This is a genomic window from Butyricimonas paravirosa (genome assembly GCF_032878955.1).
GTDB lineage: Bacteria > Bacteroidota > Bacteroidia > Bacteroidales > Marinifilaceae > Butyricimonas > Butyricimonas paravirosa.
This window is the reverse complement of sequence record NZ_CP043839.1, coordinates 2,148,711-2,170,471: the sequence shown is the minus strand read 5'-3', so window position 1 is coordinate 2,170,471 and position 21,761 is coordinate 2,148,711. Positions and strand designations below refer to the sequence as shown.

The 21,761-nt window shown below is 41.0% G+C and carries 13 protein-coding genes; 11 read left to right on the top strand and 2 right to left on the bottom strand.

Translation table 11 applies throughout. The annotated features are described in order from the left end of the window. The first annotated feature begins 286 nt into the window (after window positions 1-286). Window positions 287-1,180 (top strand): lysophospholipid acyltransferase family protein, encoded by an 894-nt coding sequence (locus F1644_RS09075; RefSeq protein WP_087422583.1) that lies wholly within the window; start codon window positions 287-289, stop codon window positions 1,178-1,180. Window positions 1,181-1,230: 50 nt separating this feature from the next. Here the strand turns inward: F1644_RS09075 and F1644_RS09070 are convergent, their stop codons facing one another. Further along, window positions 1,231-2,229, bottom strand: a complete 999-nt coding sequence (locus F1644_RS09070; protein WP_118305138.1) for a GGGtGRT protein — start codon at window positions 2,227-2,229, stop codon at window positions 1,231-1,233. Window positions 2,230-2,338: 109 nt separating this feature from the next. Continuing rightward, window positions 2,339-3,031: an iron-sulfur cluster assembly scaffold protein gene (locus F1644_RS09065; protein WP_027201981.1), complete on the bottom strand. Its 693-nt coding sequence runs from the start codon at window positions 3,029-3,031 to the stop codon at window positions 2,339-2,341. A gap of 244 nt (window positions 3,032-3,275) precedes the next feature. Between F1644_RS09065 and F1644_RS09060 the strand changes: the two genes are divergently transcribed. From F1644_RS09060 to F1644_RS09015, 10 genes are all read left to right on the top strand, one after another. Beyond that, the gene (locus F1644_RS09060; protein ID WP_118305139.1) at window positions 3,276-4,673 is read left to right on the top strand and encodes an alkaline phosphatase; all 1,398 of its coding nucleotides are present in this window, start codon (window positions 3,276-3,278) and stop codon (window positions 4,671-4,673) included. Between the two features lie 105 nt (window positions 4,674-4,778). Beyond that, window positions 4,779-5,333, top strand: a complete 555-nt coding sequence (locus tag F1644_RS09055; RefSeq protein WP_118305140.1) for an RNA polymerase sigma-70 factor — start codon at window positions 4,779-4,781, stop codon at window positions 5,331-5,333. 110 nt (window positions 5,334-5,443) lie between these two features. Beyond that, a complete protein-coding gene (locus F1644_RS09050; RefSeq protein WP_118305141.1) occupies window positions 5,444-6,610 on the top strand; it encodes a FecR family protein in 1,167 nt (388 codons plus the stop codon). Window positions 6,611-6,878: 268 nt separating this feature from the next. Then, a complete protein-coding gene (locus F1644_RS09045; protein ID WP_118305143.1) occupies window positions 6,879-10,316 on the top strand; it encodes a SusC/RagA family TonB-linked outer membrane protein in 3,438 nt (1,145 codons plus the stop codon). Window positions 10,317-10,329: 13 nt separating this feature from the next. Next, the gene (locus F1644_RS09040; RefSeq protein ID WP_158571960.1) at window positions 10,330-11,832 is read left to right on the top strand and encodes a RagB/SusD family nutrient uptake outer membrane protein; all 1,503 of its coding nucleotides are present in this window, start codon (window positions 10,330-10,332) and stop codon (window positions 11,830-11,832) included. 13 nt (window positions 11,833-11,845) lie between these two features. After that, window positions 11,846-12,583 (top strand): DUF4843 domain-containing protein, encoded by a 738-nt coding sequence (locus F1644_RS09035; protein WP_087422591.1) that lies wholly within the window; start codon window positions 11,846-11,848, stop codon window positions 12,581-12,583. Window positions 12,584-12,599: 16 nt separating this feature from the next. Beyond that, the gene (locus F1644_RS09030) at window positions 12,600-14,255 is read left to right on the top strand and encodes a PKD-like family lipoprotein (protein WP_118305145.1); all 1,656 of its coding nucleotides are present in this window, start codon (window positions 12,600-12,602) and stop codon (window positions 14,253-14,255) included. Between the two features lie 102 nt (window positions 14,256-14,357). After that, entirely contained in the window at window positions 14,358-16,694 is a 2,337-nt protein-coding gene (locus tag F1644_RS09025; RefSeq protein ID WP_118305194.1) for a S9 family peptidase, read from the top strand. A 3-nt stretch (window positions 16,695-16,697) separates the two neighbouring features. Beyond that, entirely contained in the window at window positions 16,698-19,025 is a 2,328-nt protein-coding gene (locus tag F1644_RS09020; protein WP_118305146.1) for a S9 family peptidase, read from the top strand. A 5-nt stretch (window positions 19,026-19,030) separates the two neighbouring features. Next, the gene (locus F1644_RS09015) at window positions 19,031-21,748 is read left to right on the top strand and encodes a S9 family peptidase (RefSeq protein WP_118305147.1); all 2,718 of its coding nucleotides are present in this window, start codon (window positions 19,031-19,033) and stop codon (window positions 21,746-21,748) included. Window positions 21,749-21,761: the final 13 nt, after the last annotated feature.

Genomic DNA, 21,761 nt, shown 5'->3' with positions numbered 1-21,761 from the left:
TGGTTTGCCGGAAGAAAACAGTGGGATGGAATATTTCTTTGTTTATTATCGGGTGGTATGACTCACATTTGCTGTTCCTTGACTTGAACGAGTAACAAGGGAATCGATCTTGATATTGTTTTTTGATGTAGAGCTTAAAGAATGAACGGGGGCTTTAGAATGCAATTTGTGTAGAAAAAGTATAAATGTTGGATCATTTTCGTCGAATGGCTGATAATTGTATTATCTTTGATTGACTTGGCGTAGGAATCAAGTCTAAAATGCGTGTGAAATTTATACTTTTTAGATGAAATTATTTGTAAATGTATGTTCGTATTTGGGATATGGAATGTTGTGGGTGGCTAGTTTTTTACCTCTGCCCGTGATGTATTTGGTGACGGATGTGTTGTTCGTTATTTTGTTTTATGGTGTTCGGTATCGTCGGAAGATTGTCGATATGAATTTACGGAATTCTTTTCCGGAGAAGAGCGAAGAGGAACGGAGGCAGATTGCCCGGAAGTACTACCGCCATTTGTGTGATACTTTTGCCGAGTTTTATAAATTGTGGCATATCTCGGAGAAAGAGCTAAAAAAACGTTGTGTCATGGTGAATATGGATGTACCACACCGCTATTTTGAACAAGGACGTAGCGTGATCGCTTTTTCCGGCCACTATGGGAACTGGGAGATGATGTATTCATACAAGTTGTGGGAGAAGGATATAGAGTTGATCCCGATTTATAAACCGATACATAATAAGGTCTTTGACCGGATGACTTGTAAGATTAGAGGCCGTTTCGGGGCGACGCCTTTAGCTAAAGCGGATACGCTACGGGTTATGTTGAAGAATCAGCAAGAGGGGAAGATTACGATGACCGGGTTTATCGGAGACCAGACTCCTAATAAACATTCTCTTAATTTCTGGACTCGTTTCCTGAATCAAGATACGGCCGTGTTGGAGGGTACGGAAAAGATCGCCCGAAAGTTGAATCAGCCGGTGGTTTTCGTGAATATGCGTAAAGTGAAACGAGGTTATTATCATGCCGAGTTTTACGACCTGTGTTCTGATCCGAAAAGTCTGGAACCGGGGGAATTGACGCGAATGCATATTCAAATGCTGGAACGTTTTATCCGGGAGGAACCTGCTTATTGGTTGTGGTCACACCGGCGGTGGAAACATAAGAGGGTGGTTGTAGCATAAAAAAATCCAGGACTGAAATCCTGGATTTTTTATGAAGTGATGTCTCAACACTATTTCATTGCTTCCTCGATAGAAACAGCAACAGCAACGGTAGCACCAACCATCGGGTTGTTACCCATTCCAAGGAATCCCATCATCTCCACGTGTGCGGGAACAGAAGAAGAGCCTGCAAACTGTGCGTCTCCATGCATACGACCAAGCGTGTCGGTGAATCCGTAACTAGCAGGACCAGCAGCCATGTTGTCCGGGTGAAGGGTACGTCCGGTACCACCACCAGAGGCAACAGAGAAGTATTTTCTTCCGGTTTCCATACACTCTTTTTTGTAGGTTCCGGCAACCGGATGTTGGAAACGAGTCGGGTTGGTTGAGTTTCCGGTGATGGAAACGTCCACTCCCTCGTGACGCATGATAGCTACGCCTTCCCGAACATCGTCTGCCCCGTAGCATCTTACTTGGGCACGTTCGCCTTTAGAATATGCTTTTTCTTTCACGATTTTCAGTTCTCCGGTGTAGTAGTTGAATTCGGTTTGCACGTAAGTGAAGCCGTTGATGCGGGAGATGATCATGGCAGCGTCTTTACCCAAACCGTTTAAGATTACTTTCAACGGTTGTTGACGTACTTTGTTTGCTGATTTTGCGATACCGATTGCACCTTCTGCCGCGGCGAACGATTCATGGCCGGCAAGGAATGCAAAGCATTTGGTTTCTTCACGAAGCAACATTGCTGCCAGGTTTCCGTGGCCTAAACCCACTTTACGATCGGCGGCAACAGATCCCGGGATACAGAATGACTGCAACCCTTCTCCGATAGCTTCGGCGGCTTCAGCCGCTTTTTTGCATCCTTTTTTAATAGCGATAGCTGCACCGACTACATAAGCCCAAGCTGCATTCTCGAACGCTATGGGTTGAATATCTTTACACATTTTGTACGGGTCGATCCCCTTGGCATCACAGATGGCCTTTGCCTCTTCGATGTCTTTTATTCCGTAATTATTTAGAACCGCATTGATTTGATTAATCCGACGGTCGTAACTTTCAAATAAAGCCATAATTAATTTTAGATTTAATGATTACAAAGTCGCGGGCGACTTTTGTGATTTCAGATTTTTTGATTAGGTGATTATCACTTAATCATAAATCGTAAATCACTAAATTGTTTTATTCTTGACGCGGATCGATGTATTTTACTGCATCCGCGAAACGACCGTATGATCCTGTAGCTTTTTCGACAGCTTCTTTGGGATCAATACCTTTTTTCAACATATCGGTGAATTTACCCAAGTGGATGAATTCGTAGCCGATGACTTCTCCGTCTTCATCAAGACCCATGCGGGTTACATAACCTTCGGCCATTTCGAGGTAACGGGTACCTTTGGCTTTGGTTCCGAACATGGTTCCTACTTGACTTCTCATGCCTTTACCCAAGTCTTCGAGGCTGGCCCCGATGGGAAGTCCGCCTTCCGAGAAAGCGCTTTGGCTGCGACCGTAAACGATTTGCAGGAAGAGTTCGCGCATGGCCGTGTTGATAGCATCGCAAACAAGGTCCGTGTTCAAGGCTTCCAGTAAGGTTTTGCCCGGTAAAATCTCGGAGGCCATAGCCGCAGAGTGGGTCATTCCGGAGCAACCGATCGTCTCGATCAATGCTTCTTCGATAATCCCGTCCTTGATGTTCAAGGTCAATTTACAAGCTCCCTGTTGTGGGGCACACCAGCCGATACCGTGAGTCAATCCTGAAATGTCCTTGATCTCTTTGGAACGAACCCATTTCCCTTCTTCCGGGATGGGTGCCGGACCGTGATTCGGTCCTTTTTTCACAACACACATGTGTTGTACTTCATGTGAGTAAATCATTGTTTTTGTTTTTTTGTTGATATATTGTTAAATACCTTGTCTTTGTTTTAAAGTCGGGCAAAATTAACACATTTGTTTTGGATAAAAAACATCTTATAAAACATAAAATCGTGCATACGTTTGCATGATAAGATATTGTAATATAGTGTATTACTGGTGGAGTTCCAATGGAAAGGAAATAATGATTGTTGTGTTTGGCTTTTTGTTTCTTTATGCCTAGTTTTGAGGAATAAAATGTAAGAGGATGAGAAAGTTGTTATTTATTTGGCTTGTTGGAGTATTGGTTTTCCTTTTCGAAAGTTGTAGTGAGTCCCGGCAGGTAAAGTACGTGTTCTATTTTATCGGTGATGGCATGGGCGTGAACCAGGTGAACGGGACAGAAATGTATCTGGCCGAACGAGATAGCGTTATCGGGGTGAAAGGGCTGAATTTTGCCAGTTTCCCGGTTCGTAATTACGCAACGACTTATTCTTCTTATCATGGTGTTACTTGCTCCGCTGCCGCCGGAACTGCCTTGGCTACCGGGGAGAAAACAAAGAATGGCACGATCGGGATGGATAAGGAACAGAAGGAGCCTTTATATAGTGTTGCCGTACGGGCAAAAGAAGCCGGACGTAAAGTAGGAATCATTACCAGTGTCGGGATGAATCATGCCACTCCGGCGGCGTTTTACGGGCATCAGCCCCGGCGGACGATGTATTTCGAGTTGGGGAAAGATGCCATTGAGGCCGGGTTTGATTTATATGGCGGTGGAGGTATTATTCAATCCGTATCCCCGAAAGATTCCACGAATCTTTTTGATTTGTTGCATGAGTCGGGATATTTGGTTGTCCGGGGAAACGAGATGTTTCGGGAAAAGATGGTCGAGACCTCTAAACTGGTGGTCATTCAGGGTGGGGCTCAGACGACGTTGTCTTACGCGATAGATCGGGAAGAAGATGATTTCACGTTAAGTCAGATGACGGAAGGGGCGATAGATTTTTTGAGTCGGGGAAAACAGGGGTTTTTCCTGATGGTGGAAGGTGGTTTGATTGATTATGCTTGTCATGTGAATGATGCTGCCACGGCTTTTCGGGAAGTGGAAGATTTTGCTGATGCGGTACAAAAAGCATACGAGTTTTATTTGAAACATCCGGATGAGACGTTGATCGTGGTTACTGCCGATCACGAGACGGGAGGCATCGTTCTCGGGACAGGCTCGTATCAATTAAATCTTCGGGTATTGGAGAATCAGAGGGTGTCTCTGGAAAAATTGACTCGTGAGATTCGGGAATTACGAGATATGAAGAGTAATCAGGTGGTGTGGGAGGATGTGCAGGATGTTCTGGCGAAGAATTTAGGTTTCTGGAATACCGTAAATTTATCGGCGGAAGATGAACAGACCTTGAAGAATTGTTATCGAGAAACATTCTCGGGCAAGACCGTTGAGATGGTTAAAAATTTGTATTCGGAGAATGAGCCGATCGCTCAATTGTCCATCAATATACTAAATCGTCTTGCCAAAATTAGCTGGGCTAGCGGAGGACATTCGGCGGGAGTTGTTCCGGTATATGCTATCGGGGTTGGTGCAGAACGGTTTAATGGGCGTTTGGATAACACGGATATTCCTAAACTAATTAGGACTTTAGCAAAATATGAATAGTGTTTAATTAGCAATATTTATTTTTTATTAAATGTTATTGGGTGGCGTGGTGTCGTTGAATTTAATTTCTTTATCAGTTTTTATTTCATCAATAAAATTGATAGAATGGAAAAGCGAGAGATTACTGGTGTACAAGGTCAAGTTAACAATATTGAGGTAATATTCAAAGAGTATTACGGTTCTCTTTGTTATTTCGCTTCCCAGTTCTTGAAAAACGAGGAGGTGATAGAGGATCTTGTGCAGGATGTTTTTATCGCTCTACTGGAGAAGAAGATGCTTTTCCAATCCGAAGTACATTTGAAAAATTTCTTGTATTTATCTATTCGAAACTCTTGTTTAAATTATATCCGCAGTACCCGTTCGAAAGATCGGTATATTGCTTCGTTAGCTCATGAAGAACAGACTGAGGATCTTGAGGAAAGTATTATTTTGACTGAAATCCATAGGGAGTTGGCCGCTGCAGTTGAAAAATTACCGGAGGAGTGCCGGAAGGTCTTTCAGCTTTGTTATTTTCAAGGGTTGGATAATGAACGTGCCGCACAAGAACTTGGATTGAGTGTTAACACTGTAAAAGCACAAAAGGCTCGCGGAAAAAAGATTTTAAGAGAAAATTTGAAAGATATTTTCCCTTTATTAATGTTACTAAATCCCTTGTTCTAAGGGATAAATGTGGTGTATGGAAATTAGGCGTAGGTGTGAATTGTATTTTTTTTAGAAAAAAATGCGATCCCGTTTAATCCTTTCGAGGTTGGGTTGTGTAATAATAATGTATGAAAAATAGTATTAACACATATCCGTATGACATTGCCGCGATAATATTAGCTTATTTGCGGAATGAAATAGATGAGAAAGGACAACAAAAGCTAGATGCATGGTTGGAAGAGGCCGATTCTCATAAAGCTCTTTTTGCCCGGATTCAGGATGAAGGGATGCAATATGAAGACATTCAAAAAATTTTGTCTTATGATGCTGGTGGAGCATGGCAGATCGTGAAACAAAAAGCAGCCCGGAGAAAGAGAAAACGTTTGATGAGGGTATATCAAGTTGCGGCTTCTGTTGTGGTTATTTTGGGAGTGGCAATCGCTTTCTTGTTGAAGGAAGAGGCTACTGTTGTTCCGGTTGCCAAGGTGGAAGAGATTACTCCGGGGCGTTCCATTGCTAAACTAACTGTCGCATCAGGAGACGTCTATCATTTGGATTCATTGAATCAGGTTGATCTCGTTACTTCTTTGGCAGAAAATAACGGAAAAGAGGTTGTTTTTACAGATCGACAGTTGGAGGAAAGTGTGGGAGAAATAAGGTATAATAAAGTCGAGATTCCAAGAGGGGGAGAGTATCAGATTGTGTTGGGTGATGGAACCCGGGTGTATTTGAATGCGCAGACGGAACTTCGTTTCCCGGAAAGTTTTGCTAATAGCGAGCAGCGTTTGGTGTATTTGTCCGGGGAGGCTTATTTCGAGGTGGCTAAAAATCCGTCCAAGCCTTTTATCGTACAATGTAAGGATTATGCGGTGAAGGTTTTGGGGACTTCGTTTAACGTGAATAGTTACGAGGGAGACGAAACATCTAAAACGACGTTGGCTACCGGTAAGGTTGAAATTGATATGGATGGGAAACAGACGATCTTGAAGCCTGGTCAACAGGCGATTATAAAAGATGGAGAAGTGAACGTGAGGGAAGTGGATGTTGAGGTGTACACGACTTGGATGTATGAGAATTTCCGGTTTAAAAGTGAAAGTATTCAGGAGATTATGACGAAACTTTCTCGCTGGTACACGATAGATGTGTTCTATATGAACGAGGCTGTCAAAAATTATCATTTTACCGGTTACTTGCCTCGTTATGCCAAGATTGCTGATGTGTTGGAATTATTGAGTTTAACAACAAATATAAAATTTGATGTAAAGGGTAGAACAGTGACAGTAATGGAGAAGTAGTGAAATAGTAAAGCCGAAGCTGCAACTCCGACTTTACAAAAATGTGTACTAAAATAAACCCAAAGGGGATTTCACAAATATACTTGATTTTTCTCCAAAACAAAATGATGTGTCTCAAACAATGGAAAATAATTTCATTGAACGGGTGTGTTATGTTTGAATTTTTAAGTTTTAATAAACATCAATTGCTTGGGCCAGAGGCAAATTCAAAGAATTTGCCGAAACGTCCGGGTGTATGTGTGCAAAAATGACCTAAATAAAATTATCAATGAAAAGAAAAATTAAAAACTGCATGTTAGGTGGTAGCAAACGATCATTAGTCTGCAAGCTAATGATGATGATGCTATTGCTTACACATTTGGCATTTTCGGGCGAAAATGCGTTCAGCCAGCAGAGCATTACAGTTCGGTTTGAACAACAGTCTTTGAGCGAAGTCTTGAATGTTCTAAAACAAAAAACAGGTTACGAGTTTCTGTATAATGATGAGGAGATTAAAGGAGTGACCGGAATTACACGTTCATTCTCTAATGCCTCTCTTCAGGAGATCCTGAAGAGTTGTTTGACAGGGACGAAGTATACTTTTAAGATTGTTGACAATCTGATTGTAATTACTCCGGATAATAAAAAAGATGAGGTGAAAAAAGTAACAGTGCAGGGAAAAGTCGTTGACGATAGAGGAGAGATCCTCCCGGGTGTAACTGTACTTTTGAAGGGTACTGCAGTTGGAGTTGTGACGGATATTGATGGAAAATTTAAAATTGAATTGCCCAAACAGGATACGCTGGTCTTGATTTTTTCTTTTGTGGGGATGAAGTCACACGAGGTGGATGTGAATAAGATAAAAGATTTGGGTAAGGAGATTTTTATTAAAATGTTGCCGGATACCGAAGACTTGGAAGAGGTTGTTGTAACTGGATATGCTAATGTAAAAAAAGAGAGTTTTACGGGTAGTTCTATCTCGGTGAAACGGGAAGATTTACTGAAAGCTTCTCCGACGAATGTTGTGCAGGCTTTGGCTTCTTTTGATCCTTCTTTTCGGATACAGAAGAGTAATATTTGGGGATCAGACCCGAATGCAGTGCCTGAGATGTATATCCGGGGACGGTCGGGTATTGGTGTGAAAGGATTGGATAAGGATGCATTGTCAAAATCATCTTTGGAGAATAATCCGAATTTGCCGACTTTTATCATGGATGGATTTGAGGTGAGCGTTCAGAAAGTGTATGACTTGGATCCGAACCGGGTGGAAACGATTAATATATTGAAGGATGCTGCCGCTACGGCGATGTATGGTTCACGTGCAGCTAATGGTGTGATTGTGATCACGACAAGAGCTCCGAAACCGGGAGAAGTGACGATTTCTTACAATTTGACGGGATCGCTTTCTTTGCCGGATTTATCAGATTATAATTTGGCTAATGCCCGGGAGAAATTGGAGATAGAGCAGGCTGCGGGGATTTATGAGCCAGAAAACGGATATTATTCTAATCGAGAAGCTGCAATCAGAGCTTATAACGAGCGTTTGGTGAACGTGCAGAAAGGGGTTAATACGGATTGGTTGTCATTACCTTTGCGTAACGCAGTGAATCATAAGCATAGTTTGTCGATAGAGGGTGGTAATGTCGATTTACGTTATAATTTGGAGTTAGGGTACACGAATGAGAATGGCGTGATGAAAGGTTCATACCGAGATAACGTGGACGTGGGTTTCACGGTGGATTGGAGATTGAAGAATAAATTGCAGGTATTGAATAAAATTTCGTATAATTTCACGGATGCACCAGATTCTCCTTATGGAAGTTTCTCTGATTACGCACATTTGCAACCGTATGATCGTTTGTATGATGATGACGGAATTTTGGTACAACAGCTTAAATTTTCAAGAGATCGGAGTGGCAATTCGTTGAATAACCCGTTCTACGAGGCTAAATTGAATAATTATAACTGGGATAAACAGGATGAAATTATTGAACAATTCATGTTCCAGTGGTTTATCAATGATTATTTAACATTAAAAGGACAATTAGCATTGACAAAGACTATGGGGAGAACGGAACGTTTTATTGATCCCAAATCTTCTAATGCTACGGCTAGAACGGCGAATTCTAGTACTAGTACAAATTCTTCTTTATTGGGGGACCTTTATACGACCAGTAGTGATAACACTAAATGGGACACGCAGTTCTCATTGTATTATTCGAGATCGTTGGGCTTGCACAATCTGAACGTGTCGGCTATTGTAAACGCTCAGTCCACGAAGTCGGAATCTACTTCCGCTCATTACAGAGGATTCCCGTCGGGAGCGTTTCACTCTCCGAACTATGCGGCAGAGATTTATCAGAAGCCGAGTAAGAGCGAGAGTTTGAAACGGTTGGTTGGTTTCTTGTTGAGTGCCAACTACACGTGGAATGATATTTATTTGGCTGACTTATCCGTACGTTTCGACGGTTCATCGGAGTTCGGGTCAGATCAAAAATGGGCGCCATTCTGGTCTGCCGGGGTGGGGTTGAATGTTCATAATTATAGTTTCTTGAAAGATAATGACATGATAAATCAGGTGAAGGTACGTGTGTCTTACGGCCAGACGGGTAAAGTGAATTTCCCGTCGTATTCAGCTAAGACGGTTTATGAAACGAATGACCGTTGGTACGCAACCGGATTCGGGACGCAGTTAAAAGCACTGGGTAATCATAATCTGAAATGGGAAACGACGAATAAGTTGAATATGGGTACGGACCTGCAGTTTTGGAACGAACGAATTTCATTGAATTTTGATTATTATTACAACAAGACAGTAGATTTGATTACGGACGTGTCATTACCTGCGTCGGCTGGATTCACTTCTTATAAAGATAACCTAGGAGAAACGTTGAATAAAGGGTTTGATATTCAAGTACGTTTCGACGTGTATCGGGATAAGGATTGGAATGTATCGTTGTGGGGTAATTTGAATCACAATAGAAATGAAATTTTAAAAATCTCGGACGCTTTACGTGCTTATAATGAGCGAGTTAATGAGAAGTATGAGGCGGCAGAAGATGCGCAAGGTAATGTTAATTTATCTGCCTATGGATCGGAATATTCCGAACCGGAAATGAAATATGAAGAGGGTGCTTCGTTGACCTCTATTTTTGCGATTCGTTCTCTAGGTATTGATCCGATGACGGGTAACGAGTTGTTCTTGTATAGAGATGGTTCTGTTTCTTCACTTTGGAAAGCTACTGAAACGGTTCGCGTGGGTGATGAAGAGCCTAAAGCAAGTGGTTCGTTTGGAGTGAACTTGACGTATAAAAATTTGACGTTGTTTGCTTCGTTTGCATACGATTGGGGAAAACAGACGTATAACCAGACCTTGGTGGATGGGGTTGAGAATGCCGACATTGAGAATAGTAATGTGGATCGTCGGGTGTTGACTCAACGTTGGCAGAAACCGGGTGATATTGCTCCTTTGAGAAACATTAAGGATATGAACACTTCAACAATGCCTACCTCTCGATTCGTGCAAGATGATAATGAATTGTCATTAAGCGCACTGACGTTGAGTTATGACTTTAACACGGATTGGTTGAAGAAGATACGTCTGAAAATGTTGCGCTTAGAGTTGAGTACGAACGATCTTTTCAGAGCGTCTACGGTAAGACAAGAACGGGGGACGAGTTATCCGTTTGCCCGCACGTTTAATTTCTCTTTGAGAGCCACTTTCTAAAATGGGAAAAGTTATGAGAAAATATAGATTATTATCATTGTTGATTTTAGTGCTGTTTGCATATTCTTGCAACAGTTGGTTGGATGTGAAACCGGAGGATGAACTTGATGAGAGCGATATGTTTGCTAGCGGAGATGGATATCGTCACGCATTGAATGGTATTTATTATGGTATGAGTGGTCAGACCCTATATGGAGAAGATTTGACTTGGGGACTTGTAGATGTATTTGGGCGTACTTACACGACGTACAGTGTTTATGGTAGTGGCAATCGAGCTCTTGCTATGTTTTATTATGGTGTATATTTGAATAATTGGGATAATGATCAATTGGAGCCGGAGATTGAATCTATCTGGGAGAGTGCTTACAAGATGGTCGCCAATTGTAATAATTTGATCCAAAATATCTCGAAAGAGGACTCCGATAAATTTGCATATAAAGAGCGAGAACAGAAGATGATTTGGGGAGAGGCGCTTGCACTTCGGGCTTTTATCCAGTTTGATATGTTGCGATTATTTGCTGCTTCTCCGGCAATGAATCCTGGGGCAACGAAGTATATCCCATACATTTCAGAGTACCCGTCATACGTATCTATTCCGTTGACCGTGGATAGTTGTTTAAATAGTGCAATTCGGGATTTGAAGGCGGCACGAGAGCTGTTATGGAAGGCTGATTCTGCAACAACTTTCACGGCGCAAAGACGTTTCGAAACGAGTTCTTCGGACGATGACTTTTTCTTGGACCACAAGAGAGGTTATCGGTTAAATTATCATGCCGCAACGGCTATTCTTGCACGGGTCTGCCTGTATGCACAACGGGTAGATGAGGCGTATCAATATGCCAAAGAATTGATTGATTACAACACGGCGACAAATAGCTTTACAGTGAAATATAGTAGCGTTAAAGATGGAGATATCAAGTTGTATGGAGATGTACTTTGGGGAGTGGAGTCATTGGATGTAATCGAGTATATAAATGTTTATAATAATTTGACAGATCCTAGCCCTTATAAACATACCTATTTGATAACAACTAATCTGGATGAGATATTCGAAGGGGAAGGAACTAAGGATATGCGCTATAAGAAATGGCAGAATAATAGTTCAGGCGAGTACCGTTTCAGTAAATATGAAAAATATGATGCAGATAATACAGCAGCTAATATAAGTAATTATTTAGTACCATTGGTGCGTATGTCAGAGGTATATTATATTGCGGCAGAGGCCATTTATAAGAAAAACTTGGATGAAGCAAAGGGGTATTTGCGGGCGGTGAAACAATCTCGATATGCTTCTTATAATAGCCTTTCGTTGGATAAAGTGAATAATGCTACTGAGGGGACTTTTATGGATGTGTTGATTAATGATATGCGTAGAGAGTGGATCGGGGAAGGGCAAATTTTTTATTTATATAAACGTTTGAAAAAAGATATGCCTTTTGAGGGGAACGAGGTTGTGCCGATTGAAGCGAAGTATGTGATTTGGCCGGTACCGGATACAGAAACAAATCTTAAATAAAATAGTAAAGTGTATGGAAAAAATATATGTTTATTCGATCATATTGTTCCTGTTTTTCTTAGGAGCTTGTTCGAAAGAAGAAATAAAACTATATAACGGGGATACTGTGTATATATCTTTCGTGAACAATTCGACACAGGATAGTGCTGTGTATTCTTTCAAAACGTACCCGGATGGGGAAATTGTTGCCGAGATTCCTGTACAAATTCATGGAGCTTATTTGACTGAGCCTCGAAAGTTCACAATTTCTCCGACAGATTCGACCACACTTCCAGGGACAGCCTATGAGTTACCGGAGGTATGTGAGTTTGCCCCCGGCCAGGATGTTGATACGATACAAGTGAAGTTCTTCAATAATTTTGATGAATTGGATGATAAATCGTTCCGTTTGTTTTTGAAAATAGATAATAGTGAGAATGTAAAACAAGGGGATCGAGATTACCAAATAGCAAAATTTTACGTGTCTGATAAATTGGAGATTCCTATTTGGTGGAGTCGTAACGATGGTACGGTAGATCGACCAACTAATATTGTGGAAAAAGTTTATTTGGGTGAGTATTCAGAGACGAAATATATCATGTTTTTAGAGGAGTTAGAAAAAGGTGGGGAGTCGTTTGACGGAACGGATATGAATGTGATGAAGAAGTATGCTATCCGATTGAAATATACTTTGGAAGAGTACGAAAGGGTGAATGGAGAGCCGAAGAGAGATGAGAATGGGCGTGTAATAACTGTGCCTGTTGCAGGATAATTTAAATAGAAAAGTTATGAAATATATATTGTTTATATTTGTATCGGTGTTTATTGCCGTGTCTTGTATTGATGATAAGACAAACTTGGATTACAAGGAGATAAACGAGTATCAGAATTGGAAAATAGAGGGAGTTGACGCAAGTTATTCATTATTTCCTGGAGAATCAGTGACACTAACACCTAAAGTCCGTTTATCTATCGACTCTTTGAATCCGGACGTGAGTTATTCTTGGTTGTTGGATGGAAAAGAGGTGTCTACTCACGCTTCTTATACGTTTACAGCAGATGTGTACGGAGAATACGAATTGATATTTAATGCTATTGATAATAAAACGGGAGTGGCTTTCCCGGAAGCGATTATCATGAATGTGACTCCATTGTATAAATTGGGTTGGTTGTTTTTGGGACGTACGGCTTCTGGTGCCAGTCGCTTAGATATGTTAATCACGAAAAGGCAAACGATTCATTATCTTAATGAGTATGGTTATGATAGATGGCGGGATTCTTTGTTGCATGTACAATTTGCGACTGGACTTGGAGAACAATTAGGAATGGGGCCGATAAAATTAGTTGAAGAATTTTCTTATAATGACTATGTTTCAACCGAAAATTCAGAAGTTATGGTGTTGCAAGAAAGTGGTCCTGTTGAATTAAGTGGTAATGCATTAACTTATGCGGGGCGTCCTTTTGATGAATTTATGGGTACTCTTCCGGAAAATTTAGTTATCCAAGATGCCGCTCTTTCAAAAACAAGTAAATGGTTATTGGCGGAAGATGGCTTGTTATATTATGCTGTTGCTAACGTGTTGACGGATTTGCATTCAGGACGTTATAACGATGATCCAGCATTTAATGGGATGAAATTTACATCTTTAATTCAGACATCGAAGGCTGATAATGATTACCATATAGATGTAGTACCTGCTATCGATGCAGAAGGAACAATGTGGGCATTTTATGATGATGCGGGTAAGGATAATAGTACTTTTATTATTAATCCGCAGAATGAGGTTGGACGGAAGTTGGAGATACGGAATAACACTGCTGGCGAGTTTGATATGAGTTTGTTTCAAAAGTTTAAAGGAAAGCGTATTAAGGATTGTTTTGTCAGTGATTACGATTACCTTTTATCGTTATTGAAGTTGGAAAATGGAACTTATGTATGGCATCGATATGCTTTTGGTGATCATAAAGATGCTGCGGATTTTATAGGCTTAGAAGAGTCTCAAGTGAGAGAATTTGCAGATCAGTCGATGTTTACGAATTTTAAGGATGCTGCTTATTTCCATTACAATTACGGTTATGATCCAAATACTTATGACGATTATGAGTGGTTATTTATTGCTGCCGGAAACCAACTTTACGGGTGTGGTATGGAATGGGAAGGAACAGGGCAACAGTCTAGCGAGCATTTTTACACGGCGCCTGTAGAGATTCAATCCATAAAAATCCGTTATATCTCGGAGTTGGATTACATATTACTTGGTGTGTTAATGGTAGACGGGACTTTTGAAGTGTTGGAAGTGAGACGTTCGGAAGAAGAAAGGTTTGTGTACAAGAGTGTGTATAAAGAAAACTTGAAGACTTTAGATCCGGAGATGGTGGAAGTGGTTGATTTTATTCCTAAATGGGGAAGTGGCGCTAACCTATTCCAAGGAACTTGTTTATAATTTTGGTTGATGGAAGTTAATGCTTAGATGAGCCTCGCTTGCCCGTCATGCGGGGAGGCGGGGTTTATTTTAGATGTTGTATGTTTGTTTGTTTTTACTTGTATGAAAAAGATATTTTTTTTGTTGGTCGGTTTGACGATGACCTCATTGTTGTGGGGACAACAAAAAGCAAATTTTAAGTTAGCAGACCGTTTCACGAGTAGTAATTTTCGGGTAGCAGATGGAAATAGCATGAGTATATACCCTATGTATATCAATGACGGGGAATGTTTTTGGTATTCGTTCACGACAGAAGAGGGAAAACGTTATTACTATGTGAATCCAGAGAAAGGGGAAAAACGCTTACTGTTTAACCCGGAGAAATTGTTTGGATTTTTAAATCAGGAAACACATGGGGTGTGTGATGCAAAGAATTTCACGTTTCAAGAGTTGAAATTTGATAAAAAGGGGACTTCTTTTACGTTCAATTTTGAAAAGCGCAAGTATCGTTATAATATGATAACAGAGGACGTGACGAAATTGGATACCGTGATTAACGAGGGATTTGGGGACTCGTGGAAAAAATATTCACCGGATAGTACATATATAGTGTTTGCCCAACGGCATAATCTCTATGTTATGGGTAATAAGGATAAAGGGAAAGATACCACGATCGTGCAGTTGACGACAGATGGGGAGAGATATTTTTCTTACACCAAGGACGAGGACGAGATTGCGGCAGATACTTTTCCAACGGCACCCATAGCTGTGTGGATGAAGGATTCAAAAAAAGTGTATGCATTACGTTGTGATAACCGACACGTGGATGAGTTGTTTTTGGTGGATGTGATGACAGATCCCCGTCCCACACTGAAAACCTACAAATATGCTATGGCAGGGGACCAGAAATTGGAAAAATACGAGTTAACGGTTATTGACGTGGAAACGAAAGAGGTGAAAACGATCGATATCAATGGTTGGCAAGACCAGTACGTGGATGTACTTTACACCTCGAAAGATGGTAATAAGATTTATTTTGAACGGAAAACCCGGGCTTTTGACGAACAAGAGGTTTGTGTAGCCAATCTCGCAACGGGAGAGGTGAACGTGTTGATTCATGAAATAGACAAACCTTTCATGGATTATAAAATGGCGAATATTATGTTCCTGAACGACGGGAAAGATATTATTTATCGTTCCGAGCGTACGGGATGGGGACATTATTATCTCTACGATAACGAGGGGAATTTTAAACATGCCATTACTTCCGGAGAATGGGTGGCAGGACCTTGTGCGGAAATCGATACGGTGGGACGTACACTTTATTTTTATGCATTGGGGAAAGATAAAAATATTGATCCCTATTATTATATTCCATGCAGGGTAAATATTGATAAGCCGGAGAGCTTGACACAATTGACTTTCGATAATACGAATCATCAAGTGCATTTCTCGAAATCTTTCAAGTATTTTGTGGATATTTACGAGCGAGTGGATATGGTACCCCGTATCGTGTTGAAAAACCGGAATGGGAGAGAGATTATGGAATTGGAAAGGCCTGATATTCGCCGGGCGTTAGAGATGGGGTGGAAGGCGCCGGAGCGTTTTAAGGTGAAAGCTGCCGATGGAATGACAGACCTTTACGGGGTGATGTGGAAACCGTTTGATTTTGATTCGACGAAAGTTTATCCGATTATCTCTTCCGTGTATCCCGGCCCTTTTTATGAATACGTTCCAACACAGTTTCGATTGATTCATGATGAAAATACCCGTTTGGCCCAGTTAGGATTTATCGTAATTGCCGTGGGACACCGGGGAGGAACACCTATGCGGGGGAAATTTTATCACACTTATAGTCATGGGAGATTGCGGGATTATCCGTTAGCGGATGATAAATATGCGATTGAGCAATTGGCTGATCGTTATTCTTTTATTGACGTGACGAAAGTGGGAATTTACGGCCATTCTGGGGGAGGATTTATGTCAACTGCCGCTATTTGTACCTATCCGGATTTTTATAAAGCAGCTGTGTCGTCTGCGGGAAATCATGATAACCATATTTACAATCACTGGTGGGGGGAAACTCACAACGGCGTGAAGGAGGAAAAGAAAGTGATTAAGGATAGCGTGAATGGTGATCGGACCGAATCGACCTTTAAATTTAGAGTGGGGACGAATATGGAATTAGCGAAGAATTATAAAGGCGGTTTGTTGTTGGTACACGGTTGGATGGATGATAATGTACATCCGGCTCACACCTTGCGAGTGGTGGATGCGTTGATTAAGGCCGGTAAGAATTTTGATTTAATTATGCTGCCGAGATCGAATCATGGTTTCAGTGGAGAGGAGAATATTTTTTATGAGCGTAAGATGTGGTTCCATTTTGCCCGTCTCCTGTTGGAGGATAATACCGGGGATTACTATTATGAAATTGAACAATACAAGAAATCTGATAAATAGGATATGTTAAAGAAATTAGTTATTAGTCTGTTTCTGCTTGTTTCTGTTGGAACATTCGGGCAGCAAAAAGCGAATTATGAGCTTGCCGAACGTTTCCGGCGTATAACACAAATGCCTTTGACGAAGAATAGCTTGGAAGTGAATCCTTGTTTTATTAATAACACGGATCGTTTTTGGTATTCTTTCCGCACGAGTGAGGGGAAAAACTATTATTTAGTTGATCCGGCTAAGAAAGAGAAACGTTTGCTTTTCGACAATGCAGAGCTATTAATGAAAATCAGTGAGATCACTAAAAAGGGATACAATCACAAAGATTTAGAATTGAATCTTGATTTCGATGGGGATGGGGAAACTATTCGTTTTTGGTTTGATAGAAAAGATTTTACTTATAATATCAAAACGAAAGAATTAAAACTAGAAGAAAAGCAGAAGGGGCGGACGAAGTATAATCCTTATTGGATGTATTATTGTCAGGATAGTTCTTATATGTTGTTTGCTAAGCGGCATAATCTCTATATCGTGGGAAATGCGAGTAAAGGTAAGGACACGACTGGAGTGCAATTAACGACTGACGGAGAACGTTATTATACTTTTAATCGAGAGGATGAAGGCGAAGTGGATGAACGTATGGGATGTTCTGCCCAATGGTTTAAGACGGGACACAAGTTTTACGCTGTTCGAGACGATTCCCGTAAGGTGGAGGATTTGTGGTTGATCGATGCTTTAGCAGAGCCTCGTCCTCGCCTGAAAACTTATAAGGCAGAATTAGCGGGTGATAAAAACGTGGTTCAATTCGAATTATTAATCGGGGATGCGGATACTCGGGAGGTAAAAAAGATTAATATTGATCGTTGGAAAGATCAATATGTAGATATTTTGTATGCTAGTAATGATGCAAAACGACTTTATTTTCAACGTTACAAGAGAACGTGGGATGAATGTGAGATTTGTGTAGTCGATACGGAAACGGGAGAGGTGAAAGTGTTGATACATGAAGTTGACAAGCCTTATTTAGATTATCAAATGCGAGCAATTCATTTCTTGAATGATGGAAACGAGATCCTTTTCCGTTCAGAACGTAGTGGGTGGGGACATTACTATTTGTATGATAAAGATGGTAATTTGAAAAATCAAGTGACATCTGGGGCATGGGTGGCCGGACCGATTATGAAGATTGATACCGCCCGTCGACAGATTTATTTTATAGGTTTGGGAAAAGAGAAAGAGATTGATCCTTACTATTATGTCCTTTACCGTGCTGATCTGGATAAGGCTAATGCAATAACATTGTTGACCCCGGAAAATGCTTCACATGACGTGGATATATCTCCATCAAGCAAGTATATTGTGGATTGTTATTCCCGGGTGGACATGGAGCCCGTCAACGTGGTGCGTGACCGGAAAGGAAAAGTGATTCTGGATTTGGAGAAAGCGGATTTGGAGAGCCTTTATGCTTTCGGTTGGAAAAAGCCCGAGCGTTTTAAAGTGAAAGCTGCTGACGGGGTAACGGATATTTATGGTGTGATGTGGAAACCAGCGGATTTCGATTCCACGAAAATTTATCCAATTATTTCGTCTGTTTACCCAGGACCGTTTTTTGAATACGTGCAAACTCGTTTCACGATAAATGATGATTTAAATACTCGTTTGGCCCAGGTCGGTTTTATCGTAGTTTCTTTGGGACATCGGGGAGGAACGCCTATGAGAGGTAAATATTACCATACATATGGGTATGGCAACCAGCGGGATTATCCTTTGGCTGATGATAAATATGCAATTGAACAATTAGCAGAACGTTATTCTTTTATAAATGAGGAAAAAGTAGGTATTTTTGGTCATTCCGGAGGTGGATTTATGTCTACGTCGGCTTTGTTGACTTATCCTGATTTTTATAGTGCGGCGGTGTCGTCTGCTGGAAATCATGACAATAATATTTATAATAAAGGTTTTGTCGAAATTCATTACGGGGTGAAAGAGAATAAGCGAGTCGTCAAGGATAGCGTGAATGGAGATAGAGAGGAGATTACTTTCGAGACGAAGAGTAAAACGAATCAAGAATTGGTAAAGAATTATAAGGGAGGATTATTAATTGTGACGGGCGATATGGATAAGATTGTACATCCTTCGCATACTTTACGGGTTGTGGAAGCTTTGATTCAGGCCGGAAAAAATTTTGATATGATTGTATTGCCTGGTAGTACGCATGGTTTCTTTGGAGAAAATGGTGATTTCTTTGAACGGAAAATGTGGTTCCATTTTGCCAAATATTTGTTGGGAGATGATTCTGCCAATTATCAAGGAGATATCGATTACTTCATGAAAAAGCATTGATCTAAATGAGTAAAGGTATTATGTTTTTATGCAGTCTGCTATTTATTGGAATTGCAGACTGTATGTCTCAAAAAAAGCCTTTGGATATGGAGGCTTATAAATTGTGGCGAAGAGTGGAGGGGCAACAGATGTCGGAGGATGGGAAATGGGTAACTTATCGTTTTGTTTATATTGATCAGGAAGGACATGATAAGGATGTTCCTGTTACTTATTTACGAAACATGACGTCTGGTAAGGTATATGAGTTGCCGAATGTTCGGGAGGTGAGTTTTTTTAACCGGGGAAAGGGACTGAGGTACGTGGTACAGCCTTCTCCACTTGATACGTTGAAAGAAAAAAAAGATTCTCTTTTCTTGCTATCCTTGAAGGATATGAGAAAGACTTGTTGGGATAAACCTTATGGTTTTCGAGAGTCTCCCAATTCTCCCTTGATTTCTTATTCCTACCCGATTGATCAGAAGGGTAAGAACCGGGCACTTCGTCGGTTGATTGTTTGGAATTTCGAGACAGGAGATTCTGTACGAATAGATAGTGTGGAAAACTATTTTTCTGCAGATGATTATAAATCTGTGGCTTACATTCAAAATGCTAACGGGAAGAAATCTTTACGAGTGGGGCCGGTACAAGGGCAACATCGGGTTATCTATGATGACGAAAAGGCTGTTGTTACTAATTTTTCTCTGAACCGAGGGGGGCTGGAAGGCGTGTTCTCGGTGGCTTCGGATTCTTCTTATTTGAGTGAACCGGATTTGTTATATATGTTTTCAGTGGTAGATGGGAAGTATCGGTTGGTGATGGACACAAAAGAGGTGATTGTGTCGGATGAGTATAAAGTTCGGGGAGGAATTTATTCTGTTTTCAATAATGGAAAATATATATTCGTGGACGTGGGATTACAGCAGTCGGAGGCACGGAAGCCGAAAGCGAAACCGGATAAGAGTTTTGAGTTGGAGTTGTGGAAATGGGATGATGAAGTTTCACAGAGTAGACAGTCGTATGGATCAGGGGGAGGTAGACGGAAGGTGCCTAAATACGTGTACCATGTGGATACAAAAAAATGCGTCCTAGTGGCCCCACCCCATATGGATCAAATGTATCAGCCGGATTGTGACGAGTATAGTCATGTTATTATTGCAGATGAAACTCCTTATCGGGCGCTTACAGATTGGCGGGATGGTGTAACGGCTGACTTGTATTTAGTAAGTTTGGAAACGGGTGAACGGACATTATTATTTAAAGATTTTCGGCAACGGCCCGTGTGGAGTCCGAATGGAAAATATGCCATGCTGTATCATGCCGAGAAGAAGGTATGGTATAAGTTGAATCCGGAAACGGGAGAATTGACAGATGTTTCGACACCGATAGGATTTGCAGTGTATAATGAAGAGCATGACTTACCGAAACCTGCGGCTCCTTATGGTATTGTAGGTTGGTTGGCAGGTGGAGATCAAGTTGTCCTGTATGATAAATATGATATGTGGGTGGTGGATCTTACTGGTAAACAACCCACGTATTCATTAACGGATGGTTGGGGACGAGAACATGGTATTTCTTTGCGTTTGTTGAAAGCGAATCGAGAGATACGTTGGATTAATCCGAAACAGGATATTTTATTGCGTGGTTTGGATCGGAAGACTTTGGATCAAGGTGTTTATGTGTTGACACCTAACCGGAAAGTAAAAAAACGGATGTCTGGAGCTTATGATTTGTATTTTAACCAACAGTCTGAGGATGGTAAATTTTATCTGTTTACTCGACAAAGCTATACAGAATTCCGGGAGCTTTGGTGGAGTAAGAATGATTTCACACATCCCGTACGAATAACGAACACGAATCCTCAGCAAGAAAATTATTTGTGGGGAAGCGTGCAATTGGTAGAGTGGACGAATTTTGAGGGAAAATCGAATCGGGGTTTGTTGTATTTACCAGAGAATTATGATTCAACGAAACGTTATCCTGTAATTGTAAATTTCTACGAGACTCACACAGGAGATATTCATACTTACCAACTTCCCTCATTGAGTAGTGCGATGATTAATACGGTAACTTATGTGAGTAACGGATATGTGGTGTTTATGCCAGATGTACATTTTACTGTAGGAACCCCAGGTGAAAGTTGTTATAATGTGGTGGTCAGTGGGGCTCAAATGTTGATTGATCGTGGTATTGCAGATAAGGATCGCATTGGAGTACAAGGGCATAGCTGGTCTGGTTATCAGGTCGCTTATCTGGTGACACGAACCAATATGTTTAAATGTGCTAGTCCGGGAGCTGCCGTGTCTAATATGGTCTCAGCTTACACTGGTATCCGAACGGGAAGTGGTATGCCTCGAATGTTTATGTACGAGGAAACGCAAAGCCGGATGGGAAAGACACTTTGGGATGATCCGGAGGCATATATTAAGAATTCGCCAATTTTTTATGCGGATAAGATTCAGACTCCATTGTTAATATTTCATTGTGATGGGGATGAGGCGGTGCCGTATTCCGAAGGGTTAAATCTTTTCTTGGCAATGAGACGGTTGCATAAACCTGCGTGGTTGTTGAATTACAAGGGAGACCGACATTTCCTTTATAATAAGGCGGCAGAGATTGACTGGACAATTCGTCTGCAACAATTTTTTGACTATTATTTGAAAGATACTCCGATGCCTCGTTGGATGAAAGAAGGAATTAATGTGAATGAGCGTGGGGTTGACCAGAAATATGACTTTGTGAAATAAATCATGTGTTTAG

Bases quoted from the DNA above. Each gene is read 5' to 3' on its own strand.
- F1644_RS09020 (WP_118305146.1), top strand. From the start codon at position 16,698: ATGTTAAAGAAATTAGTTATTAGTCTGTTTCTGCTTGTTTCTGTTGGA.
- F1644_RS09050 (WP_118305141.1), top strand. From the start codon at position 5,444: ATGAAAAATAGTATTAACACATATCCGTATGACATTGCCGCGATAATA.
- F1644_RS09045 (WP_118305143.1), top strand. From the start codon at position 6,879: ATGAAAAGAAAAATTAAAAACTGCATGTTAGGTGGTAGCAAACGATCA.
- F1644_RS09040 (WP_158571960.1), top strand. From the start codon at position 10,330: ATGAGAAAATATAGATTATTATCATTGTTGATTTTAGTGCTGTTTGCA.
- F1644_RS09070 (WP_118305138.1), bottom strand. From the start codon at position 2,229: ATGGCTTTATTTGAAAGTTACGACCGTCGGATTAATCAAATCAATGCG.
- F1644_RS09055 (WP_118305140.1), top strand. From the start codon at position 4,779: ATGGAAAAGCGAGAGATTACTGGTGTACAAGGTCAAGTTAACAATATT.
- F1644_RS09065 (WP_027201981.1), bottom strand. From the start codon at position 3,031: ATGATTTACTCACATGAAGTACAACACATGTGTGTTGTGAAAAAAGGA.
- F1644_RS09035 (WP_087422591.1), top strand. From the start codon at position 11,846: ATGGAAAAAATATATGTTTATTCGATCATATTGTTCCTGTTTTTCTTA.
- F1644_RS09025 (WP_118305194.1), top strand. From the start codon at position 14,358: ATGAAAAAGATATTTTTTTTGTTGGTCGGTTTGACGATGACCTCATTG.
- F1644_RS09015 (WP_118305147.1), top strand. From the start codon at position 19,031: ATGAGTAAAGGTATTATGTTTTTATGCAGTCTGCTATTTATTGGAATT.
- F1644_RS09060 (WP_118305139.1), top strand. From the start codon at position 3,276: ATGAGAAAGTTGTTATTTATTTGGCTTGTTGGAGTATTGGTTTTCCTT.
- F1644_RS09030 (WP_118305145.1), top strand. From the start codon at position 12,600: ATGAAATATATATTGTTTATATTTGTATCGGTGTTTATTGCCGTGTCT.
- F1644_RS09075 (WP_087422583.1), top strand. From the start codon at position 287: ATGAAATTATTTGTAAATGTATGTTCGTATTTGGGATATGGAATGTTG.